This is a genomic window from Argonema galeatum A003/A1 (assembly GCF_023333595.1).
GTDB classification, from domain to species: domain Bacteria; phylum Cyanobacteriota; class Cyanobacteriia; order Cyanobacteriales; family Aerosakkonemataceae; genus Argonema; species Argonema galeatum.
Map to the genome: position 1 here is coordinate 169,859 of NZ_JAIQZM010000007.1, position 19,252 is coordinate 189,110.

The following is a 19,252-nucleotide window of genomic DNA, read 5'->3' on the forward strand; positions in this document are numbered from 1 at the left end:
AAATTTGAAATCTAAAATCTAAAATCTAAAATCTGAAATTACTACAGTACTGTTCAATTCGGCTGGTGTTGAAAATATTGCTACTGACTATAACAGGACGATATCTGTATTTACATTTTGCTGATAAAATCTCAAAAGCAGCCATTTTGACTTTTGACTTTTGAATGAGTGACTTTTGACTTGTCAGTACTTCAAGCTTGTCCAATGAGTGTTAACCCAGCTAAATCAAGGCTTTCAGTTCCATCCGGTTCGTTACAGATTTCTGAATGGGTGCCTGCCTTATGTGGCACAAACGGTCACTTCCTCCGCTTTTCCCTGGTAATTCCCACATATAACGAGGGTAAAAATATCAAGCATATGGTTCAAATCTTGAGCCAGTTGCTAGATAGCGTTATCCCTGGTGACTACGAACTGATTGTAGTGGATGATGATAGCCCCGATCGCACTTGGGAAATTGCACAATCCCTGATACCAGAATATACCCATTTGCGGGTGATGCGCCGTCAGCAGGAAAGGGGACTTTCGACGGCGGTGATTCGCGGTTGGCAGGTGGCGAGGGGACAGATTTTGGGAGTCATAGATGGCGACCTTCAGCATCCGCCGGAGGTGCTATTAAAACTTTTGGCAGAAATTGAGGGGGGTGCGGATTTGGCAGTTGCCAGTCGCAATGTAGAAGGCGGTGGCGTCAGCGAGTGGAGCTTTGTGAGGCGGTTTTTATCTCGTGGGGCTCAGATATTGGGGTTGATTATCCTGCCGGAGGTGGTAGGTCGCGTGGACGATCCGATGAGCGGCTATTTTATGGTGCGGCGTTGTGCTATTGTCGATCGGACCCTGAATCCGCTGGGTTACAAAATTCTGATTGAGGTAATCGGTCGTGGCAAAATAGGTCAGATTGCTGAAGTGGGCTATGTGTTTCAAGAACGCCAAGAAGGTGAGAGTAAGGTTACGTGGAAACAATATGTGGAGTATCTGGGACATCTATTGAGGTTGAGATTTGACCGATGGCCTCTAGCACGGTTCTTGCGTTTTGGTATGGTGGGTTTGAGTGGAGTGTTTGTGGATATGGCCGTGCTTTATTTACTCCACGACCCCAGTACGCTCGGTTGGGCGCTGACTCGCAGTAAAATTATCTCTGCGGAAGTGGCAATTATTAATAATTTCTTGTGGAACGATGTCTGGACTTTTGGGGATATGTCCGGTCAGCAACGGGGTTGGCGCAAGCGTTTAAAGCGGTTTCTGAAGTTCAATATTGTCTGTTTGATAGGGCTGGTATTAAATGTGCTGCTGTTGAATGTGCTGTATAATTTTTGCCGGGTTAACTATTTGTTGGCAAATCTGATTGCGATCGCGGCTGTCACTTTTTGGAATTTCTGGATTAATATGAAGCTGAACTGGCGGGTGACTGAAATTAATAATTAAAAATGATGCAACATGAAAATTGCTCCTTGGGTTCACCTGCTATTTTATGCGTAAGACCTCTTTAATTTTGTTGTTGTGGTTAACTGTCGGTATTGGCTTGCGCTTCACTCATCTGGAATTAAAGTCTCCCTGGACGGATGAGTTTTCTACGATGGTATTTAGCCTGGGTAACAGTTTTCGGACTGTGCCGCTAGATCGGGCGATCGCACTCGATGTTCTCATGACACCGCTGATACCCACAGATGCTGGTGTAGGAGAAGTAATTCAACATTTGCTAAGCGAGAGCAACCATCCACCCCTTTACTTTGTTCTAGCTCACTTGTGGATGAAATTGTTTCCAGGCGATGGGGGATTGGTTTCGGTGTGGGTGGCCCGATCGCTTCCAGCTATACTGGGTGCAGTCTCTATTCCAGCTATCTACGCACTGGGTTGCATTGCTTTTCGATCGCGCTTAGTCGGTCAATTGGCTGCGGCGATGATGGCAGTTTCTCCCTATGGCATTTTTCTGGCTCAAGAAGCCCGTCATTACACTCTGGGCATTCTTTTTGTCATTGCTTCCCTCGCCTGTCTTGTGGTAGCAGTGAGGCACATTTGGGAAGAGAAGTCACTGCCTTTTTGGTTCTCCTTAGCTTGGATCGCCATCAATAGTTTAGGGATTGCCAGCCATTATTTCTTCGCCTTCACTTTATGTGCTGAAGGGATGGTTTTACTGGCATTTTGGTATTGGGAAATGAGGCATGGTAAAGAGAGGAAGAATTCCCAATCGCCAATCCAAAATCTAAAATCGTTCGTTGCGGTGACAGCTGGAACTTTAGCTGGGGGATTGGTTTGGTTGCCGGTGTGGCAGCATAGTTATAATAGCGAACTTACAGAATGGATCAAAAATAGCGATCGCATGGGATGGGAATGGCTGACTCCAATTTTTCAAGCCATCGCTGCTTGGATTACTATGCTTTCTTTGCTACCTGTGGAAGTAACAGCACTACCGATTGTAATTGCCTCTGGGTTAGTGATGATAATTTTTTTCCTTTGGGCATTGCCTATTCTGAATCGCGGTATCCAAGAAAGTTTAACACAACCGACTACTCGCAAACCAGTTTTGCTATTGGGTGGATTTGTTTTAAGCAGTTTAGTCTTGTTTTTCAGCATTACATATTTTTGGGGAATTGACCTCACTCGCGGTGCCAGATATAACTTTGTCTACTTCCCTGCTGTGATTGTTTTGGTAGGTGCAAGCCTCGCCCAAGAAGTCAATCGATTTTGGATTTTGGATTTTGGATTTTGGATTGACCCTACGGATGAATCCGGGGTGACCCCCAAGCCAATGATTTCTTGGTCAAAAGTTAAAATAAAAAGAGGAAAAAACTTATTTTACCTTTTGTATTTTAACTTTTGCATTATTTGGTTGATGGGATTTGTGAGTGCTATGACAGTTGGTTTCAATCTTGGTTATCAAAAATACTACCGCCCCGATTTATTAGTACCTGTGATTCAACAAGTATCTAAGGCGAACGTGCTGATTGCCACAACTCATAAAACCCACGTACAAACTGGAGAAGTGATGGGATTAGGTTGGGAATTTAAACGTTTGGCTAATTCGGAAATACCTGCAACTCCCCAATTTATATTGGCTCATAAAGATAGTAAAAATTCGACTTTACCTACAATAACGCTGCAAAAAACGCTGAGTACACTGCCAAGACCTCTAGATTTGTGGCTGGTCAATTTTCATGCAACTTATGATGTAAAATCGCAAAACTGTTCTGCTAGTTCCCAATCTTTACCATTTGTCGATGGCTATGATTATCAGCTTTATCACTGCGATTGAAAAGTGCATCCAGATATGCTTCAATTATTTCTTTAATAGCTCTGGCAATATTGACCATATTATCACGCAAAGTTATAATAAGTAAATTTTCATTAATCCAATATCGATTAGACTCCACATCTCTAAGAATCGGTAGATATGGCGAAGATGGAAAATATTTTTTAAATTCTTCATTCAATCGATGATTTAGAGCATGGTTCTGAAGTTTACTGCCAAAAGGTAACTGGCGTTGCCTACGAAGTAGAACAGAAAATTGTGCGCCATCATAATCCTTATAATTACCAGATTTATCAAATTCTCTGTTTATATAATCTTCAACAAGGACATAAATGGCATAATGGTTTGCAAATCCTGCCCGTGATTTGGAACCACGGTTAGCTGCCCTAGTTTTAATATTAAGGTATTGAAGAAGTTCGCTTTTTTCAAATATCTCTGTTGCATCTGAACCACAACAACGCTCAAGTATAGAAACGATCTTAATTGTAAAATCATGTTTCACTGAGGGCATGGAATACTTCTCCTATATCCATTTTACGATCATTTTTGAAAGCCTTCTTACGAACGTATGTCTTTACAGGTGGATGTAAAGATTCTCCATTTATCTCTTTTAGATCTAGAACGCGACGGAGACCTATTTTGATATACTGTAACTGGCTTTCGATGCCGATTGACCTCCGCCCAAGCCGTTTAGCGACAGCGCACGTAGTAAATGAACCACCAAATGGATCGAGTACCAAATCACCAAGATTGCTACTAGCTTTTACAATGCGTTCAAGAAGATCTTCTGGCTTTTGTGATGGATGCTCTTCATACTCAAACATACGATAGCGAACTCGCGGAAAATTCCAAACATTTCCTGGAACTTTTGTTGTATTATATGGCGTTGGCACAGGCTTTCTATAGTCAATGAGCTTTCTTTGAGCGCCAGTTTTCGCTTCTACTTTTATGTCTTCAGAATTAAAGACATATTTTTGGGGATCTTTTACGCAATAAAGAATGGGCTCATATATAGAACCAAAATGTTTTTTAGCTTGCACTCCAGAACTATCATAATGCCATACAATTCTGCTAAGTATATGAAGACGTTTACGCAGAAATATATCGAAGTAAGGCATAGCTTGTGTACTCGTCATTACGTAGAGACTACCAGATGGTTTAAGAACTCTTATACATTCTTCTAACCACTGGTAAGACCACTCACTATATTCCTCGTCTGAAAACCACCGATCGTGAAAATTTGCAAACTTTTTGCCAATATTGTAAGGTGGATCTGCAAAAATAAGATCGACAGAACTATCAGGTATATATGCACGAAGTATAGTAATCGCGTCACCATGATGAATGGTATGACCATCTTTTTCAAACAAATTACTCATAGAGCAGTACCTTAATATGTTATTGAAGGCAGAAGAAACTATTACCAAATCTCCTTTAGCGATCGCTATAGTAGTTAGTGGTTAGTTGTTAGTCGAAAAAACAACAACCCACTAACCACTAGCTAGTAACGTTTATTCCCGCTTGATGGTTTCGGGGACGCCCATTGGGGAGAGTCCTGCGATCGCTCTCAAATTTTGGCAGCGCAATAATTCGATAAAATTCAAGCTGGGACGCGCTTCAATTTTGGCTAGGGTTTCGATCGCCAAAAGCAGGTGCTGGGCTGCTTCTACTTCCGAGTAGCCGCGCCGTTGCGCTATTTTGATTGCAGCTTCATCCGCATCTAACTGAGACTGGGAACTGCGAGTGCTGCGCCAGATTTGGGTGGTAGCAAGGGCAGTTAATCCACCCGCGACTATCACACCCACCGCATCCCCCTGTACGAGTTCCACCATTGCGCCCAAAAATCCGGCTACTGTGACGCCTTGGTACAAATCCGGCTTAAACCACTTGATTCCAGTCAACCAACTAATTGTCTGCAATAGGATTAAATCGCGCTGCGGTCTGGTTAATCTACCCCACAAGTCAAAATTAATCCAAATCGGTCTTTCCCCAGACCAGGGTAGGGGAAACTGGGTATCAACTACTTTTGCCTGTTCCGGTTTGCTAATAATTTTCGTCATCATGCGACCGGAGGCAGGCATGATATCCAAAAGGCGACGAATTTCAGAAGTTGGCTCCATACAATCAGAGGGGCTAGGGGCTAGGGGCTAGGGACTAGGGAAAACCCAATGTTTAAAGCTGACTTGGTTTGGGAGCAGTTTGGGTAGGGGGCTTGATTTCTGGTGCAGTTTGTGGTATATGGGGAGCAATACCGGCGGGAGTCGGTGCTGGGGATTGAATTGGGGCTGCTGTGGGGGCAGGAGCTTTTTTGTCTCCTAAGATGCTGCGGTTGCCGGTGTCGAAAACGCCAGCGACACAAGCAATCATTATAGTTGCTAAGGTGCCGACAAATAGAGCTTTCCAACCTAATTCTGAGATATCTTTGCGTCGGGAAGGTATCAGGGCGATCGTACCACCGACGAAAATACCTACGGAGGCGAGGTGGGCGAATCCTGAGAGGGCGTAGCTGACGATTAAGACGGTGCGATCGCTTATTTGCCCTGCTGCTGCTGCTTCTGCTAAGGATTGGTAGGGGGGAATGGCTGTTTCTAGGAGTCTGCGCCCAATAATTACCGATGCTGTCCAAGATTCGTCAAAGGGTACTCCTGTTAAGAGAGTGAGGGGATAAAATAAGAATCCTTGAATATTTTGTAAAGTCACGACTTTAAAAACGTCGCCTATTGGAGATGGTAAAACTGCCAGCCAACCAAAAAATTGATTGATTAAAGAAACTAAACCCAAAATTAAAATCAGGACGGCTGCGATCGCCACTGCCATTTTCACCCCATCCAATGCTCCCACAATTGCTGCATCTAAAGGGCTAACTCGCTCGATTGGTTCTCCTCCCACCGTCTCCTGTTTAAATTCGTCATTTAGATCGTCATTTAACTCTTCGCCGCCGAGTTCCGTGCCGCTGAATTTATTGCTATTTTTTGATGCTTTTTGTTCTTTGGGAATACCCCCAGCAGTGAGAGGAACTTCGGTTTCAGGAACCAAAATTTTTGAGAGAACGAAACAAGCGGGAATTGCCATGATTGAGGCAGATACCAAATGCCCCAAGATGTTGGGAAAAACTGGTTTAAGGAAACTTACATAAATTGCCAGAGTTGATGAAGCTGCTGTACCAAAACAACAAGACAAAATGGCACAAAGTTCGCTGCGCGTCATTTTGGCTAAATAAGGCTTGACGACGATCGCTGCTTCAATACCTACAAAGATATTGGCAGCGCCACTCAATGCTTCTGCGCCACTCAAGCGCATGACGGCATAAAAAACTTTGGCAAAAACTTCGGTTATTACTTGAATAACACCAATGTTGTAGAGTAATGCCATCAGCCCAGAAAAGAATATCACTGTGGGTAATGCCCGAAAGGCAAAAATATAACCCAGATTCACAGGAGGTACTACATCTGGTCTGGGGACGATATTCGCGCCAAAGACAAATCTAGCTCCGGCATCGGCTGCAATAAATACAGTATCTAGTAAGCTGCTAAACCATTGCAGGGCTACTCTGGTGGGTGGAAACAGAAATACTAAAGCGCCTAGAATTAATTGCAAGGCAATGCCGGATATGATGACGCGCCAGGGTATGATTCGTCGGTGTTCGGAAAATAACCAGGCGATCGCGCATAAGCCAAATATACCAAAAAAGGAAATTATGTTGAGGTAGAAAGGATGGGACATGGGTAGATCCTTGCTGGGAGAATAAAGGCCCAAAAGTCTGGCGACGCTAAAATCAGTAGTTTACCGAAAAATTAACCGATCGAGGGTAGGTCACGATACACCCAAGACAATAATCTTATAACTGAGGTGATGCTGCACGACTCGTGATGCAAGATCGAGTAAGAAGTTCCTAATTTAGGTAAAGCTTAAAATTCGACTGCCGTTGGCAAAGTTATCTACGATATCATATCCACTCTCACAAAGCCGATAATGGCCTCTACACCCCAGGAAGTTTGACGCATGGAAGCTTTTGCCCCAATTCCGCCCAACTGGACTGAAGTTGCGACTCACGCCCACGAGTTCAGCTGTCCCGCTTGCCGCGCTACCTGCATGGAAGCCTCTCGGGTCTGGATCAATAGACGATCGCCAGTCTATACCGAAGACTACCGCAAAAAATGGCAGGAGTTCTACCAGTGCCAGTGTGGTAGTGTTTGGTGGGCATGGAGTAACGAACGCCCACCCTCTGAGTTTGCCAATCGCGAACCTTCTGAGGATGAGCTTTTTTAAGAATGCGGCAGGAAATCTAGGGACACAGCAGGAGGAATATTGACTATGCTGTGTTCCACGCGATCGCTCATTGATGCTGAGATATAATTTTACTTATGTCTATTCCATCAGAAATTGAAGCTCTCATTGATCAATTGAACCAAGAGTTGGATCGGATTGAGCGGGAAGCGCTGGACGGAATGATCCTTGCCCGTTCTAGTCTAGAGAGTTTTCCTAATAACGCTATGCTGACTCAATTATTTGCTTATCTGAATACCTCAATGTTTTTTGGTAAACATTTGTAGGAGAATAATTCAAACTATTGTTGAAAACCTTTCGGCAGCTAAAACAATTACAAATGAAGAGATTCAGCAAACAGGAGAAGATTTGGCAACGGAACTGGGTCGAGCGTTAGAAACTAAAATAAGAGTCAGTGCGATCAAAACTCGTTTGGAGAACTTACAATAACAAAACCAGAACTGGATGAAAAGGAATTGCAAGAAATCCTAGAACTTGCTAAGGAAGCCGAACAAAAACTGAGGGAAATGACTGGAGGACTAACCGCTTTGGCCGAAAAATGGCAACGTAGGGCTGAAGCTAAAGGCACTGCTGCTGCACAAAAGAAAGAAGTTTGAGCAAGTGCGGTGAGAGATTTAATTCCCCCTTTTTTAGGGGATTAGCTGCTGCGGTGGGAAAGCCGAAATTTTGGCATTGATAAAATCGAAATCAATTAATAATTTTAGCAGTTGTTCGCTTTGGGATTTGGCAGCTAAAGCAGCAGGTAGTTTGTCGAGAAATTCCCCCTGCTGCGATGGCGGCATACTGGCTAATCGTGTTTTAAAATCGCTCATATTAACTCCATTTTTATGTTTATGTAAAAATTCAATTTGTGAAAAACTTTTGCCAGTTATATGATGACTGTTTAATAGTCTGGTAATTTCCATCTATGGACGGTTGTAATAATAAAATTGCGGCGATGCGACGCGCCATATTCATTACTTCGCGCACTTCTTCTTTAGTTAGCGATCGCCCTAATAATTTCTCCTCTCGATAAGAAAGCCACTTTTTGATTACCTGATAGCCACCAATTGTATATTCCCAGACATTTACGGGTATATTTTTCCAGTATGCTAGTTCATTCAGGTAAATATCACAAGTATTATTTCCCAGTAAATTTATGGCTATTTCCGATTTTAAACCTTGCGCCTTTGTGCCTTCTTCAATACCAGCAATTTCTTCAGGTGTGTAAGGACGGGTGATGATTTTTCCTTTACCTGGCATTGTGACATTGTTTTGGCCGGAATAACCCCAACCAGCAGTAATTGCTAAGTCACCAGTATCGGGGTTTAGTTGTCCGCCTCCTGTACGGGAAATAACCGCGATCGCTTTTAATTCTAGTCTAATTTTTCCCGATGTCACCCCAACTACCGGATTTTCTGTATCTAGTAATACAGCTACTTTTTTCCCTATCTCGACTGATTCTAACAATAAACGTTTAGAATTAGGTAAAGGTATGCGTGGCCAATTATCGCGAATACCATCAGCATTTTCAGTTAAGTATGCTGGGGAATAGCCAATTGCTAAAGCGTGCATCCAAATTAAGCCCGCTGTATCGGCATCAACGTCAGGATTTGTAATACCCAATTGGGCAAGATAAGTACGACTAGCAGCCGAAAGATTAGCCGTTGGCGTGGTATTTAAAATCGCATCTACATCGAAAAGCGTATCTTGTTTAGTTGCTTTTTTAGAACTTTTATTTGATCTAGGGCGTAGACGTATAGGAAAATAGTAAGCATGACCGCGTAAGAAATCATTATCTCCTATAATTGGAGTGAAAAATAGCGGCACTCCTTCTGGATTTGCTACACCTGTGGGACGACTGATCAGGAAAGTATTACCTTGCCAACACTGCGCCCAAAGTGAAGGTCGAGAACGATTCCAAAGCGGGCTTACATCGCTATAGTAGCACCAGCGAGTTTCAAAAGCGCGAATTCCATAACGGCAGAGTTTGTTAGCTTGGAAATCTTCAGCAGCTTGCACTTTTGAACGAACTTTTTTGGCATCAAATCCAGCCGCATCTTCTGTCAATCCCGTACCCAATAATTTGATTGTTTCCCAATCAATTGCAGCATCGTAATACATCTGCATTCGCTTTTCAACATTTTTTTTGTCAATATCAATTAATGCGCTACCACGTTTTTCAAATAAACCATTACTAGGAGGTTCCGCACACAAATTAACTAATTTAGGCCATTCTAAATAGTGGGAACTAACATTAGATGGACGGAAAGAGTAACGACTATTCCGATCTGGTTTTCCCAACTCATAATCGGCATCAAAATCTTGAATATTCAGACTAGCAAGCAAATCTATTCGTTTATTTGCACCCCAAAAATGCCGAAAACGAACTAATGGTTTCTCGGTGCGATTTTCCTGACGTACCATGAGAGCGATCGCAGTTCCTACCCGAATCCCTTCTCTGTTATACTCAGTAGAAAATACACTAGGATCTGGCTTACCTTCTGGCGTCAGTTTACCAGTTTCCCGACTATCCCCATTTAGGCAATCAAACCAAAGTTTATCAAATTCACTCAGAAACCTTTGCCGCATTACCACAAAAGATGGATCGCCCAAATAAGAAAAATTTGAGATATAACAAACTACACCTTTATTAGTTTTTTCAGCAATCCTTTGTTCGGCTAATCGAAAGAAACGAATATAGAGATCGTCTAAATTAAATTTCTTAATTCCCCACTCAGAAATCAACCCTTCCTTATAAGCTTCTACCAATCCCTTTTCTTCTTTTGGGCTAACACCAGCAAAGGCATTATAAGGTGGATTACCAAGAATCACCAGAATCGGTTTTTCTCGCTTCACTTCATCTGCGGCATCTCGTTCTTGCTTCAATTCAGGAAAATTAAATTCCAGTTGTTTGATTTGCTTTTTCCCATCTTCATCTGGCGGTTCCCATCCCGTCAGCGCATTGGTAAGATATACCCCAACTCGTTCTTTTTCATCTACCAAAGGCACACCAAGATTTTGCAACAGCAACCCTAATTGCAAGTGCGCCACTACAAACGGCGCAGTCAAAATTTCAAAACCAAAAACTCGTTTAATAGCCGCTTCTTTAACATCATAACTTCCCAAAGCATCCTCGCCCTTATCTTTCAAGGTAGCGGCAATCTGCTTTAAAACTTCCACTAAATAAGCACCAGTACCACAACAAGGATCGAGGATATAAACATTGGGATCTGCTAAACCATCTTCAATTCCCAATTCTTCTCGTAACACCGTATCCACACGGGCAACCATGTAGCGGACAACCTCTGTCGGCGTGTACCAAACACCTAATTCTTTGCGTAATTCCGGGTCAAAAGCTTGCAGAAAAGGTTCATAGAAATACTGCACAGCTTCCCCTTCCTCAAACTTAGCAAAAAACTCTTCTCGCCTGACGCGGTTTAACGCTGTTCCCGTCCAATCCAGCACTTCTACTAATCCCAACGTTTTCAATTTTCTGGGGTCGGAAATTTGATAGAAAAGCGCCTGAATCATCGGTACGTGAAGATAGTAAGCGGCAGTTCTCCAATCAAATTTATCCGGGCGAGTTGGGTTTTCTTTATGCCACAGTACCCAAGCGGAGAAAATACTGTAAAATAAAGTCTGGACTAAAGTTGAGCGGAAAAAGCGATCGCCTTTTTCACCCTCAAATTTCACCCCCAGCGCTTCTTCTATCGCGCTGCGAACATTAGCTAAAGCGGGAATATCTGTATTTTCAATCCGAAATTTAGCGTCGCGGGCGTAGGAAGCCAAAAACCAAGCGACATCTGCGGGTGCGGCTATCGGTGCGGCGGAAAGCATAACTCGCTTGAGGTATTCTAGAAAGCGATCGCCTTCTTGTTGCGCCAACTGACGCGGATTAGCAGCTTTTGCCCAAAAATCTGTTTCACTGGTTGCCAAACGATAACTTTCTAGTTCGATCGATCCGCCATTTTCATCTTGTCCAATTAATAGAAAATCGCGATAATTTGTCACCAAAACCTGTCTGTACTTCTGCCAATACTTAGAAACTTGTTCCCTTTTACTAATTACCCAAATATCATCCCTAGTTCCCTTAACTTCAATTACTCCCCGTTCGGGATTTTGGGAATCGAAAGGTTCAGCATCAGACGCTTTCTGAAACTGATTAGCCGTGAAGAGTCCACCATCAGGAAGTCCCGCACCTTGATTTTTTAGACTAATAATGCAACGAACTTTTGGTTTCAGCGTTTTGCCAATCTCATTGAAAAGACTTTCTAAAGCACCATAGTAGGAAGTCTCTTTTACTGCTGCACCAGAAGAACGGATATCGCGCAGATTGCGAAGGTAGGTTTCAAGTGGATTCATCGTCGGTTTTGGCACTAGCTGACTCAGTATGGCACAATCCGCCGCCACCGATCGCCATTAGACATCTCCTTTCAAAGAATGTAGAGACGTTGCATGCAACGTCTCTACAAGGGTTCTAGGTAACGCACCTTTATTTTCTGGAGATGTCTATTCTCTATCCCCCTCTCCTCTGGAGGAGAGGGGGCAGGGGGGGTGAGGTCAACCCACGCAACAAGCTATAACATGAATAAGTGTTAACCACGCAATCTGAGCATGAACTGGCAGGAAGTTTCTGGTAATTGGGTTTACATTCCCCCGCATCCCAAGGCAATTGTCCATTTTCTGGGAGGCGCATTTGTCGCGACTGCGCCCCAAGTCACCTATAGATTATTATTGGAACACCTGGGAAGCCAGGGATACGCAGTTATTGCTACTCCGTTTGTCAATACTCTCGATCATAGTGCGATCGCCAAATCTGTCCTGCAAAGTTTCGATCGCACCATAGATGAATTGCGGACAAAATCTATATTGAAACGCCGATATCTTCCCATCTACGGGATCGGACACAGCATGGGTTCCAAGCTACATTTACTTATAGGTAGCCTATTTCCAGTCGATCGGGCCGGAAATATCTTAATTTCTTTCAATAACTTCGCCGCACGGGACGCCATCCCCTTTGTCGAACAGCTCAATTTCAATCCTGGTTTCAATGTCGAGTTTACGCCTTCGCCAACAGAAACCAACAACTTAATCGCCAGAGGCTACCAAGTCCGGCGCAATCTCCTGGTTAAATTTACCAAAGATACGATCGACCAAACATCCCCTTTAACCGAATTGCTGCAAAAACGCTTTCCTGACATGGTTACAGCTTTAAGCCTCACCGGAAACCATTTGACACCCTTGGGTCAAGATATCAGCTGGCGAAGCGGAAAGGATTTTACACCCTTCGATGCGATCGGTCAATGGGTCAAGCAAGAAATCTATCGAGAATTCAATCAGCTAAAATCGGTAGTGCTACACTGGCTCAATCCGTTGTCCCCATCATAATTTTTCACCAACAACAGACAATTGCGATTGTCAGCCGTGCGAGTATAACTTAGACTTGAGGCTATACTCTTCATCAGTTGCAGGCCCCGCCCTCCCTCAGACTCGTTTTCCTCATTGCTAACCATCTTATTTAGCTTTGCCTCTAAATCGAAGGGGGGGCCAAAGTCCCAAACTCGCATCTCGATACGATCGTCCAATATCGTCACTTCAATATCAATAGGAACTTCTGATGATTGATTTTTATGGGCATGGCGAACAGCATTAGTAAAGGCTTCAGCCAAGGCGAGCTGGCATTGCAACCATACTTTTTTTGTGATTGGCGGCTGATGCAACTGCTCAAACCACGACAGCATTTGAGGTAAAGCCTTCAGATCTGTGTGAAGTTGTAAATGACTTTTACGAGATGCTAGCAATTTGACAAACCCTTTCATTCAAGAAAACCAGAACTCGGAGGTGATTCTTAAATTTACAGTAACTTTGCTTGATTTGGATCGCATCTGTGCTAGTGTCGGATCTTAAAACTACCCAGCAGAGAATGAAATTTTATGATCTTTTGAGTGATGCTTCAATATTAGAAGAATAATATCATTTTTAGTCCATGTTTCAAATTGTGGTTATTGATGATGACCCTGCAATACAGTTAGTGCTGACAAGACTGCTGAAAAAACAGGGTTATGATGTAACGGCGGCAAAAGATGGGCAAGAAGGCTTAGCCCTGGCGCAGCAGTTACATCCGGCGCTGATTATTTGTGATTGGATGATGCCCAGGATGAATGGCATAGAAGTCTGCCGTCGGGTAAAAGCAGATGCAGGCTTATCGACTACGTTTTTCATTCTACTGACTTCCCTGGATTCGGTGGAAGATCGGGTCAAGGGGCTGGATGCAGGCGCGGACGATTTTATCTCCAAACCTATAGAGCCCAATGAGTTGCAAGCGCGGGTGAGATCGGGACTGCGACTGCACCAACTCAGCCACGACTTGCGAACCCAAAAGCAAATACTGGCTGCGGAATTGGCTGAGGCGGCTGAATACGTGCGGAGTCTCCTGCCAGAACCATTGAATGGGCCGATCGCCATCCAAGGAAAGTATATTCCCTCCAGTCGTTTGGGAGGCGATGGCTTCGATTATTTCTGGCTTGATGAGAATTTATTGGCGATTTACCTAATGGATACCGCAGGACATGGCTTGAAAGCTGCCCTCCCCTCCATTTCGGTGATGAATCTGCTGAGGTCGCAAGCGCTTCCCAATCTTAATTACTCTCAACCCAGCCAGGTTTTGAGCGCTTTAAATCGCACTTTCCAGATGACTTCCCAAAACGATAAATATTTTACCATCTGGTATGGCGTTTATAACCGAGTTACGCGCCAGCTTACTTACGCCAGCGCCGGACATCCCCCAGCAATCTTGTTATGGGGAACGCCGCAATCAATCCAACACCTGAAAACGCCAGGTATGCCTGTTGGTATGTTCGAGGATGTCGTATTTACCGATCGATTCTGCGAGATCCCGGCGTCCAGTACCCTTTACATTTTCAGTGATGGGATTTACGAAATTCCGCAACCGGACGGGACTATCTGGGGTCTTGATACTTTCATTAATTTTGTGAAAAACTCTAAAAACGCTGGCAAGTGCAATTTAGACCAGATCTTGCAAGAAGTTGAGGCTGCTAACTCTAAAGACGTTTTTGACGATGATGTGTCTATCCTAGAGATTAAATTTGATTAGCATTGGCTACAAACATATATAGATCTGGGTGAAACCCAGATCTATTTCACATACTGTGGACTAGCTGAGCGAGCCTATTGCGTTGGCGAATTCATCTCGGTTGGGAAATATTTGAAAGACGCGATCCATGCTAGTGAGCTCAAACAACATTCTGACTTGCTCATTAATCGAGCAAATAAAAAGCTTACCTCCAGCAGCACGAACTGTTTTCAAACCTAACACTAAAGCGCCCAGTCCAGAACTATCCATAAAGGTTACATCCTGGAAATCTATTAACACAATATTTGTTCCATTTTCCACAATTTCGCCAATTTCCTGGCGAAATTCACTACCTTTTGCACTATCTAAAATTCCAGCGGGTTGAATAACTTTAAAAACAGGATTCATAATGCCTAGAAATCAGTTTGTCAAGATTTTTAGCTCAAAAGCATGAGTCAATAGACTTTAGCATAGAGCGGGGCTTTGTTACGATCGTCCAATAGGTTGGATGGGGCTAACTTTGGCGCGATAGAGGAGTCGATCGCCCTGTCGATAGCCAGTGTAGCGTACCTTGATGCGATCGCCTGGTTGCGCCGTGAGATCCATCAGCTGATGCTGGTGGGGGTCGTAAGGCAACTCTGCTCCCACGGGTGCGATCGCCTCCACCCCCCATTGTTGCACGAGCTGTTCCACAGGTCGCAACAACGGCAGCAATTTTACAGCCGGTAGCTGAGGATTTTGCCCAGCAGCATAAGCAGCTGTGGGCCACTGGATGAGCCAAGATTCTAAAACCTCCAGACTCGACTGCACAAATTCCTGCATCAAAGATTGTCGCTGTTCCTCCATTTGCTCTAGCAAGCGTTTGTACTCCTGCTGTAATGCTGGTGATGTTTCTGGCGATCCTGTAGTCCAATTTATTTGGCTCTTGCCAAAAGTTGCCAATAACTCGCTCACCGGCACTTGCAAAGCTTGACTGAGTTTGAGGATATTTTCTAAGAGCATCTGCATCACCTGTCCTCGCCGCAACCGCATTACCTGCCGTTCCGAGACACCTGCCTTGCGACTGAGAGCTTTAAAACTAGAAACACCCGCCAGCTGCATTAAACGTTGCAGCTGGTGGGTATAGTCTTGAAGCGGAGACTGGTTCATCAGAGAAATGGGTTGAAACCCCGTCCGAAGAGCGAAGCGGAGGACGGCTTTACTGAAATCTAGCTAGCAACAATTAATCCAGTTGAACGCCGAATTAACGTCACCTTGCTAGATGCTATCTGCCCTAACCGTTTCCAGTTAGCATCGCTGACAGATATCTGTTTTTCCGTGTCGCCACTAACGTAGCCAATCCCTTTTGGTGAATTGACCAAATCACCTTTGCGAACACCATGACGAGTTGTAGAACCGCCATACTTACGCCTGACGCCGCCAATAGAGGGAACCATTAAATGAAGTTGACGACGAGAAATAGGGGGGCGACGAATCACAAAGAATAGTGCAGGGGTAACAGCAACGAAACCAAACCAGTTCGCACCACTTTCTGTTGTTTTGTGATAGCGTCTGTACTCAACTTGCGGCAGACGCAGCAATTGCTACCCCATCTACAGCGTGAGTGTTAAACTCAGCCGAAGACTTTTGAGTTTTATTTTTGAATAGCCCCAGATATGCACGGGTTAAAGCAGTTTGATAACCTTCAATTGTGGTAACTGGTGCAAGCTTTTCTAACTGACTCAGCATCCAGCGCTGACCTACCATCACGGGGGAGAAACCTTTCCCCGATTTAGCTTTCTTGCGCCCTGATGTCAAATCCACATCAGCCCGAACATATTCGTACCTAATTTCTGTGACTGGATAAATTTTGCTCAGTTCGGATACTATCCTGAGTTCGAGTTGACGGTTAGCTCGAATTGATGGAGCTAGTTTACTATGACAACGATTGTCAAATCGTTGTTGACGATGAGCGCGTTTTGAGAATGCCACTTTTCGGTTAATCCTTCTCCCTCTACGTCCCCGCCGCATTAATCGTCGTGCGTCCATTCGTTGGCGCACTGTTTTAAATGGCAGAATCAAATGTGCCGTGTAGAGAGTGAATTTTGCTGATTGGACGCCAATTCCTGAATAATGCTTACCAGGGTCGATGCCAATTACAATGTCTTGAGTGGCATAGCCTGATGGCTCTACTGTCAATCGCACGTAAAATTGACCGCCATCCGACCAGCATTTTACAGCTTTGCCGGATTCAATCCATTTTCTTGCTCTGGCAGGGGTCGTGGGCATTAATGGTTGGTTGTCACGTGAAACAACTGGAATTCGCATGATTTGGTATAACCCAAAATTGTTTGGTTGAGTCGAGGGGGAGTATTACCTCCCGCCCCTCTCAGTTAGAACCGGACGTGCTGTTTTCACCGCATCCGGCTCCCGACGTTCTTGGCTTGCGCTTTTGCCCATGTGAATGTAATCGTGGCAGCTTTCGTGAATGGCTAGAAGGTTGTTTTTCTTCCAATTGTTATGGTTTCCATCAATATGATGGAGGTGTACCTTCTCGTTACTAAGCATTTTTAGTCCACAATACCCACATGAATGGTTTTGCTTTTTGAGAGCTTTAGAGGTTTCACCGTCGTAGAGCTTGCTGTTACGCTCACTCCAGTAGGGAACATCTCCGTCGTAGGGTGATTTTTCCCCTTTGACGTTAATGAATTTGTTTTCGGAGTAAGGGACTGATGGGAATGCTTTATCCAATAACTTCTTACTGGTTGAGCGATTCTGTTTAGATTCCTTGTTGAATACCCTGTAAGCCCTTGTTTCAATGTGATAGAGCGAGTTTCTTGACCCGTCCATCTTGCAGTGGCGGTGGTAATTCCTCCAACCTCTAACTACAGGGGCTAATTTCTCAGCCTTTGTGGTAGCGCCATAATTCGAGTTGTTGACGATGTGTTTTACTTTCTGACGAAAAGCCTTGTAATTGTCCTCTGAAGGGACGCATCTAAACTTCCCGTTACTTTGCACTTTGAAGTGCCAGCCGAGGAAATCAAACCCATCTGTCGTAGCGGTTAGCTTGGTTTTCTTTTCACTAATCTTCATCCCCCTTTCCGCTAGAAACTGGCTTATCTGCTCAAGTATTGCTACTGCATCGTCTTTGGGCTTTAGAATGAACACCATGTCGTCTGCATATCTGACAGATTGGTGGATGTCCTCTATACCATTGAGTGCGATGTTAGCTAATAGGGGACTCACCACCCCCCCTTGCGGGGTTCCCTGTTCGGGAAATTCTGGGTTGACTCCTGCTTTAAGGCATCGAAATATTCCGAGCTTAATACCCGTTGGGGCAATGAGTCGTTCCATTATAGATTTGTGAGCAATCCTGTCGAAGCATTTTTCGATATCGAGTTCTATAACCCGTTTTTCTATTCCGTTGCAGTACGAGCGTAGGTTATTGAACAGGTATCTCTGAGCGTCATGTGTCGCCCTACCTGTCCTGAATCCGTAACTCCTAGCGTGGAAGGTTGCCTCTGCTGCTGGTTCTAGGGCTAGTTTTACAAGGCATTGCCAAGCTCTATCCCCGATAGTAGGCACTTTTAAGAGGCGGGTTGTCCCGTCCTTCTTAGGTATGGGTATTTCCCGTAGTCTTTGATGTTTCCAGTTGCTACTTTTGGTTCTAAGTTCTTCACTTAGGTTCAACCTTTCCTCATGATTGAGTGAGGCTTTACCATCTATACCTGCCGTTCTTTTTCCAGCGTTTAGCTGTGTTACCTGACGTATTGCCAGCATCCTAGCTGCGGTTGACTTGAGTATCAACCTTTGTAAGGACATAGCTTTCCGTTTGTCTCCAACCTGAATCGCTTTGAACACTCGCCTTTGGAGGCGGAATAAATCCTTCTGGAATTTCTTCCAGGGCAGATTCTTCCAAGTTTCGCTAGCATTTCTGCTGCGTCTAAACATACTCTTCTCCAGTTCGTGTTTTCTGAACACCTTTCAGCAATTACGCTGAATCCTACCCGAATTGTGGGAATTCCGACGCTCGTCTGTCCTACTTGAGGTTCGACATCCTCTAGACCCACATTCCGTTTTTATTCGTTCCTTCGGTTGATTGTTCGTCCCGTTAGATGTAGCCAATTCGACCATTGGAAACCCTGGACTCTTACCGCTATTAGACTTAGTATGCGGCGGGTTTTATCTCCAATGAAGTCAGGGTTTTAGTGTTATGTCCTGCTCGCGAATAGGTCGCTTTTCTAGGCTCGGTTTCATCATAGGGACTCCCCGTTAGCGCCAGTGTTATCTCATAACAGATGTCTGATTGCGCTCTGTTCCCAGCTTCACTCTCCAAGAATCGAGCTTGGTCGGTGTGGGCAGGTAGGGAGTCATGCCTGAGTCTGGCAGAAGGGGCTTACACCCTTATCAGACCGAGAGTTCAGCCTTTTGTTGACAGTAACTGCTGTCAGGCTGGAAGTGCTATGTACGGGCTTTCACCGTGATTCACACCTCAACGAATCGCACAAGTCTCTTCGCCCAACTCAACGCCGGATGTCTTGGCTTTCCCAACGCCTAAACCAATTAGGCTTACAGAGCTCCGAACTAGAGAAGCATTCGGATGTATGTACCAAGTTGAGTCTCAACGGGCTATTCGCCTCTTACGTTGTCCGAACCAATTCGGACAA

The 19,252-nt window shown here is 44.4% G+C and carries 20 protein-coding genes; 8 read left to right on the top strand and 12 right to left on the bottom strand.

Going from position 1 to position 19,252, the window contains the following annotated elements:
• Positions 1 to 204 precede the first annotated feature (204 nt).
• Together LAY41_RS10280 and LAY41_RS10285 are read left to right on the top strand one after the other, a co-directional pair.
• A complete protein-coding gene (locus tag LAY41_RS10280; protein ID WP_249097085.1) occupies positions 205 to 1,419 on the top strand; it encodes a glycosyltransferase in 1,215 nt (404 codons plus the stop codon).
• Positions 1,420 to 1,465: 46 nt separating this feature from the next.
• Positions 1,466 to 3,247 (top strand): glycosyltransferase family 39 protein, encoded by a 1,782-nt coding sequence (locus tag LAY41_RS10285; protein ID WP_249097086.1) that lies wholly within the window; start codon positions 1,466 to 1,468, stop codon positions 3,245 to 3,247.
• Here LAY41_RS10285 and LAY41_RS10290 read toward each other — a convergent pair.
• The 4 genes from LAY41_RS10290 to LAY41_RS10305 all read right to left on the bottom strand — a co-directional run bounded on the left by LAY41_RS10290 (position 3,186) and on the right by LAY41_RS10305 (position 6,967).
• Positions 3,186 to 3,755, bottom strand: a complete 570-nt coding sequence (locus LAY41_RS10290) for a hypothetical protein (protein WP_249097087.1) — start codon at positions 3,753 to 3,755, stop codon at positions 3,186 to 3,188. The two genes, LAY41_RS10285 and LAY41_RS10290, sit on opposite strands and share 62 nt — an antisense overlap.
• Positions 3,736 to 4,623, bottom strand: a complete 888-nt coding sequence (gene yhdJ / locus LAY41_RS10295) for an adenine-specific DNA-methyltransferase (RefSeq protein ID WP_249097088.1) — start codon at positions 4,621 to 4,623, stop codon at positions 3,736 to 3,738. Before yhdJ ends, LAY41_RS10290 begins: the two co-directional genes overlap by 20 nt.
• A 132-nt stretch (positions 4,624 to 4,755) precedes the next feature.
• Positions 4,756 to 5,364, bottom strand: coding sequence for a DUF3318 domain-containing protein (locus LAY41_RS10300; RefSeq protein ID WP_249097089.1), 609 nt, complete (start codon positions 5,362 to 5,364; stop codon positions 4,756 to 4,758).
• A gap of 52 nt (positions 5,365 to 5,416) precedes the next feature.
• Positions 5,417 to 6,967 carry a NupC/NupG family nucleoside CNT transporter gene (locus LAY41_RS10305; RefSeq protein WP_249097090.1) on the bottom strand — a complete coding sequence of 517 codons (1,551 nt, stop codon included), beginning with the start codon at positions 6,965 to 6,967 and terminating at the stop codon, positions 5,417 to 5,419.
• Between the two features lie 279 nt (positions 6,968 to 7,246).
• Between LAY41_RS10305 and LAY41_RS10310 the strand changes: the two genes are divergently transcribed.
• From LAY41_RS10310 to LAY41_RS10325, 4 genes are all read left to right on the top strand, one after another.
• Positions 7,247 to 7,513 carry a hypothetical protein gene (locus LAY41_RS10310; protein WP_249097091.1) on the top strand — a complete coding sequence of 89 codons (267 nt, stop codon included), beginning with the start codon at positions 7,247 to 7,249 and terminating at the stop codon, positions 7,511 to 7,513.
• A 95-nt stretch (positions 7,514 to 7,608) separates the two neighbouring features.
• Positions 7,609 to 7,797, top strand: coding sequence for a hypothetical protein (locus LAY41_RS10315; RefSeq protein WP_249097093.1), 189 nt, complete (start codon positions 7,609 to 7,611; stop codon positions 7,795 to 7,797).
• Positions 7,781 to 7,960 (top strand): hypothetical protein, encoded by a 180-nt coding sequence (locus LAY41_RS10320; protein WP_249097094.1) that lies wholly within the window; start codon positions 7,781 to 7,783, stop codon positions 7,958 to 7,960. The genes LAY41_RS10315 and LAY41_RS10320 overlap by 17 nt, the downstream gene beginning before the upstream one ends.
• 26 nt (positions 7,961 to 7,986) lie before the next feature.
• Positions 7,987 to 8,127: a hypothetical protein gene (locus LAY41_RS10325; RefSeq protein WP_249097096.1), complete on the top strand. Its 141-nt coding sequence runs from the start codon at positions 7,987 to 7,989 to the stop codon at positions 8,125 to 8,127.
• A gap of 33 nt (positions 8,128 to 8,160) precedes the next feature.
• Here the strand turns inward: LAY41_RS10325 and LAY41_RS10330 are convergent, their stop codons facing one another.
• Both LAY41_RS10330 and LAY41_RS10335 read right to left on the bottom strand, forming a co-directional pair.
• Positions 8,161 to 8,343, bottom strand: a complete 183-nt coding sequence (locus LAY41_RS10330; protein ID WP_249097099.1) for a hypothetical protein — start codon at positions 8,341 to 8,343, stop codon at positions 8,161 to 8,163.
• Between the two features lie 31 nt (positions 8,344 to 8,374).
• Positions 8,375 to 11,875: a type ISP restriction/modification enzyme gene (locus LAY41_RS10335; protein WP_249097101.1), complete on the bottom strand. Its 3,501-nt coding sequence runs from the start codon at positions 11,873 to 11,875 to the stop codon at positions 8,375 to 8,377.
• Between the two features lie 252 nt (positions 11,876 to 12,127).
• Here LAY41_RS10335 and LAY41_RS10340 point away from each other — a divergent pair, with 252 nt between their 5' ends.
• Positions 12,128 to 12,901 carry a DUF1350 family protein gene (locus LAY41_RS10340; RefSeq protein ID WP_249097102.1) on the top strand — a complete coding sequence of 258 codons (774 nt, stop codon included), beginning with the start codon at positions 12,128 to 12,130 and terminating at the stop codon, positions 12,899 to 12,901.
• Here LAY41_RS10340 and LAY41_RS10345 read toward each other — a convergent pair.
• A complete protein-coding gene (locus tag LAY41_RS10345; protein ID WP_249097103.1) occupies positions 12,850 to 13,332 on the bottom strand; it encodes an ATP-binding protein in 483 nt (160 codons plus the stop codon). The two genes, LAY41_RS10340 and LAY41_RS10345, sit on opposite strands and share 52 nt — an antisense overlap.
• A gap of 167 nt (positions 13,333 to 13,499) precedes the next feature.
• Here LAY41_RS10345 and LAY41_RS10350 point away from each other — a divergent pair, with 167 nt between their 5' ends.
• Positions 13,500 to 14,627 carry a PP2C family protein-serine/threonine phosphatase gene (locus LAY41_RS10350; protein ID WP_249097104.1) on the top strand — a complete coding sequence of 376 codons (1,128 nt, stop codon included), beginning with the start codon at positions 13,500 to 13,502 and terminating at the stop codon, positions 14,625 to 14,627.
• A gap of 60 nt (positions 14,628 to 14,687) precedes the next feature.
• On the opposite strand, the gene LAY41_RS10355 is transcribed toward LAY41_RS10350, so the two are convergent.
• The 5 genes from LAY41_RS10355 to LAY41_RS10370 all read right to left on the bottom strand — a co-directional run bounded on the left by LAY41_RS10355 (position 14,688) and on the right by LAY41_RS10370 (position 18,536).
• On the bottom strand, positions 14,688 to 15,014 hold the full coding sequence (locus LAY41_RS10355) for an STAS domain-containing protein (protein WP_249097105.1): 327 nt from the start codon (positions 15,012 to 15,014) through the stop codon (positions 14,688 to 14,690).
• A 78-nt stretch (positions 15,015 to 15,092) separates the two neighbouring features.
• Positions 15,093 to 15,755 (bottom strand): helix-turn-helix domain-containing protein, encoded by a 663-nt coding sequence (locus tag LAY41_RS10360; protein WP_249097106.1) that lies wholly within the window; start codon positions 15,753 to 15,755, stop codon positions 15,093 to 15,095.
• A gap of 59 nt (positions 15,756 to 15,814) precedes the next feature.
• The gene (locus tag LAY41_RS32585; RefSeq protein ID WP_338022966.1) at positions 15,815 to 16,186 is read right to left on the bottom strand and encodes a hypothetical protein; all 372 of its coding nucleotides are present in this window, start codon (positions 16,184 to 16,186) and stop codon (positions 15,815 to 15,817) included.
• Complete coding sequence (locus tag LAY41_RS32590) at positions 16,164 to 16,874, bottom strand: RRXRR domain-containing protein (RefSeq protein ID WP_338022967.1); 711 nt, start codon at positions 16,872 to 16,874, stop codon at positions 16,164 to 16,166. The genes LAY41_RS32585 and LAY41_RS32590 overlap by 23 nt, the downstream gene beginning before the upstream one ends.
• Before the next feature lie 84 nt (positions 16,875 to 16,958).
• Positions 16,959 to 18,536, bottom strand: coding sequence for a reverse transcriptase domain-containing protein (locus LAY41_RS10370; RefSeq protein WP_249097108.1), 1,578 nt, complete (start codon positions 18,534 to 18,536; stop codon positions 16,959 to 16,961).
• Positions 18,537 to 19,252 lie beyond the last annotated feature (716 nt).

Bases quoted from the DNA above. Each gene is read 5' to 3' on its own strand.
- LAY41_RS10290 (WP_249097087.1), bottom strand. From the start codon at position 3,755: ATGCCCTCAGTGAAACATGATTTTACAATTAAGATCGTTTCTATACTT.
- LAY41_RS10335 (WP_249097101.1), bottom strand. From the start codon at position 11,875: ATGAATCCACTTGAAACCTACCTTCGCAATCTGCGCGATATCCGTTCT.
- LAY41_RS10280 (WP_249097085.1), top strand. From the start codon at position 205: ATGAGTGTTAACCCAGCTAAATCAAGGCTTTCAGTTCCATCCGGTTCG.
- LAY41_RS10345 (WP_249097103.1), bottom strand. From the start codon at position 13,332: ATGAAAGGGTTTGTCAAATTGCTAGCATCTCGTAAAAGTCATTTACAA.
- LAY41_RS32590 (WP_338022967.1), bottom strand. From the start codon at position 16,874: ATGCCCACGACCCCTGCCAGAGCAAGAAAATGGATTGAATCCGGCAAA.
- LAY41_RS10355 (WP_249097105.1), bottom strand. From the start codon at position 15,014: ATGAATCCTGTTTTTAAAGTTATTCAACCCGCTGGAATTTTAGATAGT.
- LAY41_RS10330 (WP_249097099.1), bottom strand. From the start codon at position 8,343: ATGAGCGATTTTAAAACACGATTAGCCAGTATGCCGCCATCGCAGCAG.
- LAY41_RS10350 (WP_249097104.1), top strand. From the start codon at position 13,500: ATGTTTCAAATTGTGGTTATTGATGATGACCCTGCAATACAGTTAGTG.
- LAY41_RS10340 (WP_249097102.1), top strand. From the start codon at position 12,128: ATGAACTGGCAGGAAGTTTCTGGTAATTGGGTTTACATTCCCCCGCAT.
- LAY41_RS10305 (WP_249097090.1), bottom strand. From the start codon at position 6,967: ATGTCCCATCCTTTCTACCTCAACATAATTTCCTTTTTTGGTATATTT.
- LAY41_RS10315 (WP_249097093.1), top strand. From the start codon at position 7,609: ATGTCTATTCCATCAGAAATTGAAGCTCTCATTGATCAATTGAACCAA.
- yhdJ (WP_249097088.1), bottom strand. From the start codon at position 4,623: ATGAGTAATTTGTTTGAAAAAGATGGTCATACCATTCATCATGGTGAC.
- LAY41_RS10310 (WP_249097091.1), top strand. From the start codon at position 7,247: ATGGAAGCTTTTGCCCCAATTCCGCCCAACTGGACTGAAGTTGCGACT.
- LAY41_RS10360 (WP_249097106.1), bottom strand. From the start codon at position 15,755: ATGAACCAGTCTCCGCTTCAAGACTATACCCACCAGCTGCAACGTTTA.
- LAY41_RS10370 (WP_249097108.1), bottom strand. From the start codon at position 18,536: ATGTTTAGACGCAGCAGAAATGCTAGCGAAACTTGGAAGAATCTGCCC.
- LAY41_RS10300 (WP_249097089.1), bottom strand. From the start codon at position 5,364: ATGGAGCCAACTTCTGAAATTCGTCGCCTTTTGGATATCATGCCTGCC.
- LAY41_RS10285 (WP_249097086.1), top strand. From the start codon at position 1,466: ATGCGTAAGACCTCTTTAATTTTGTTGTTGTGGTTAACTGTCGGTATT.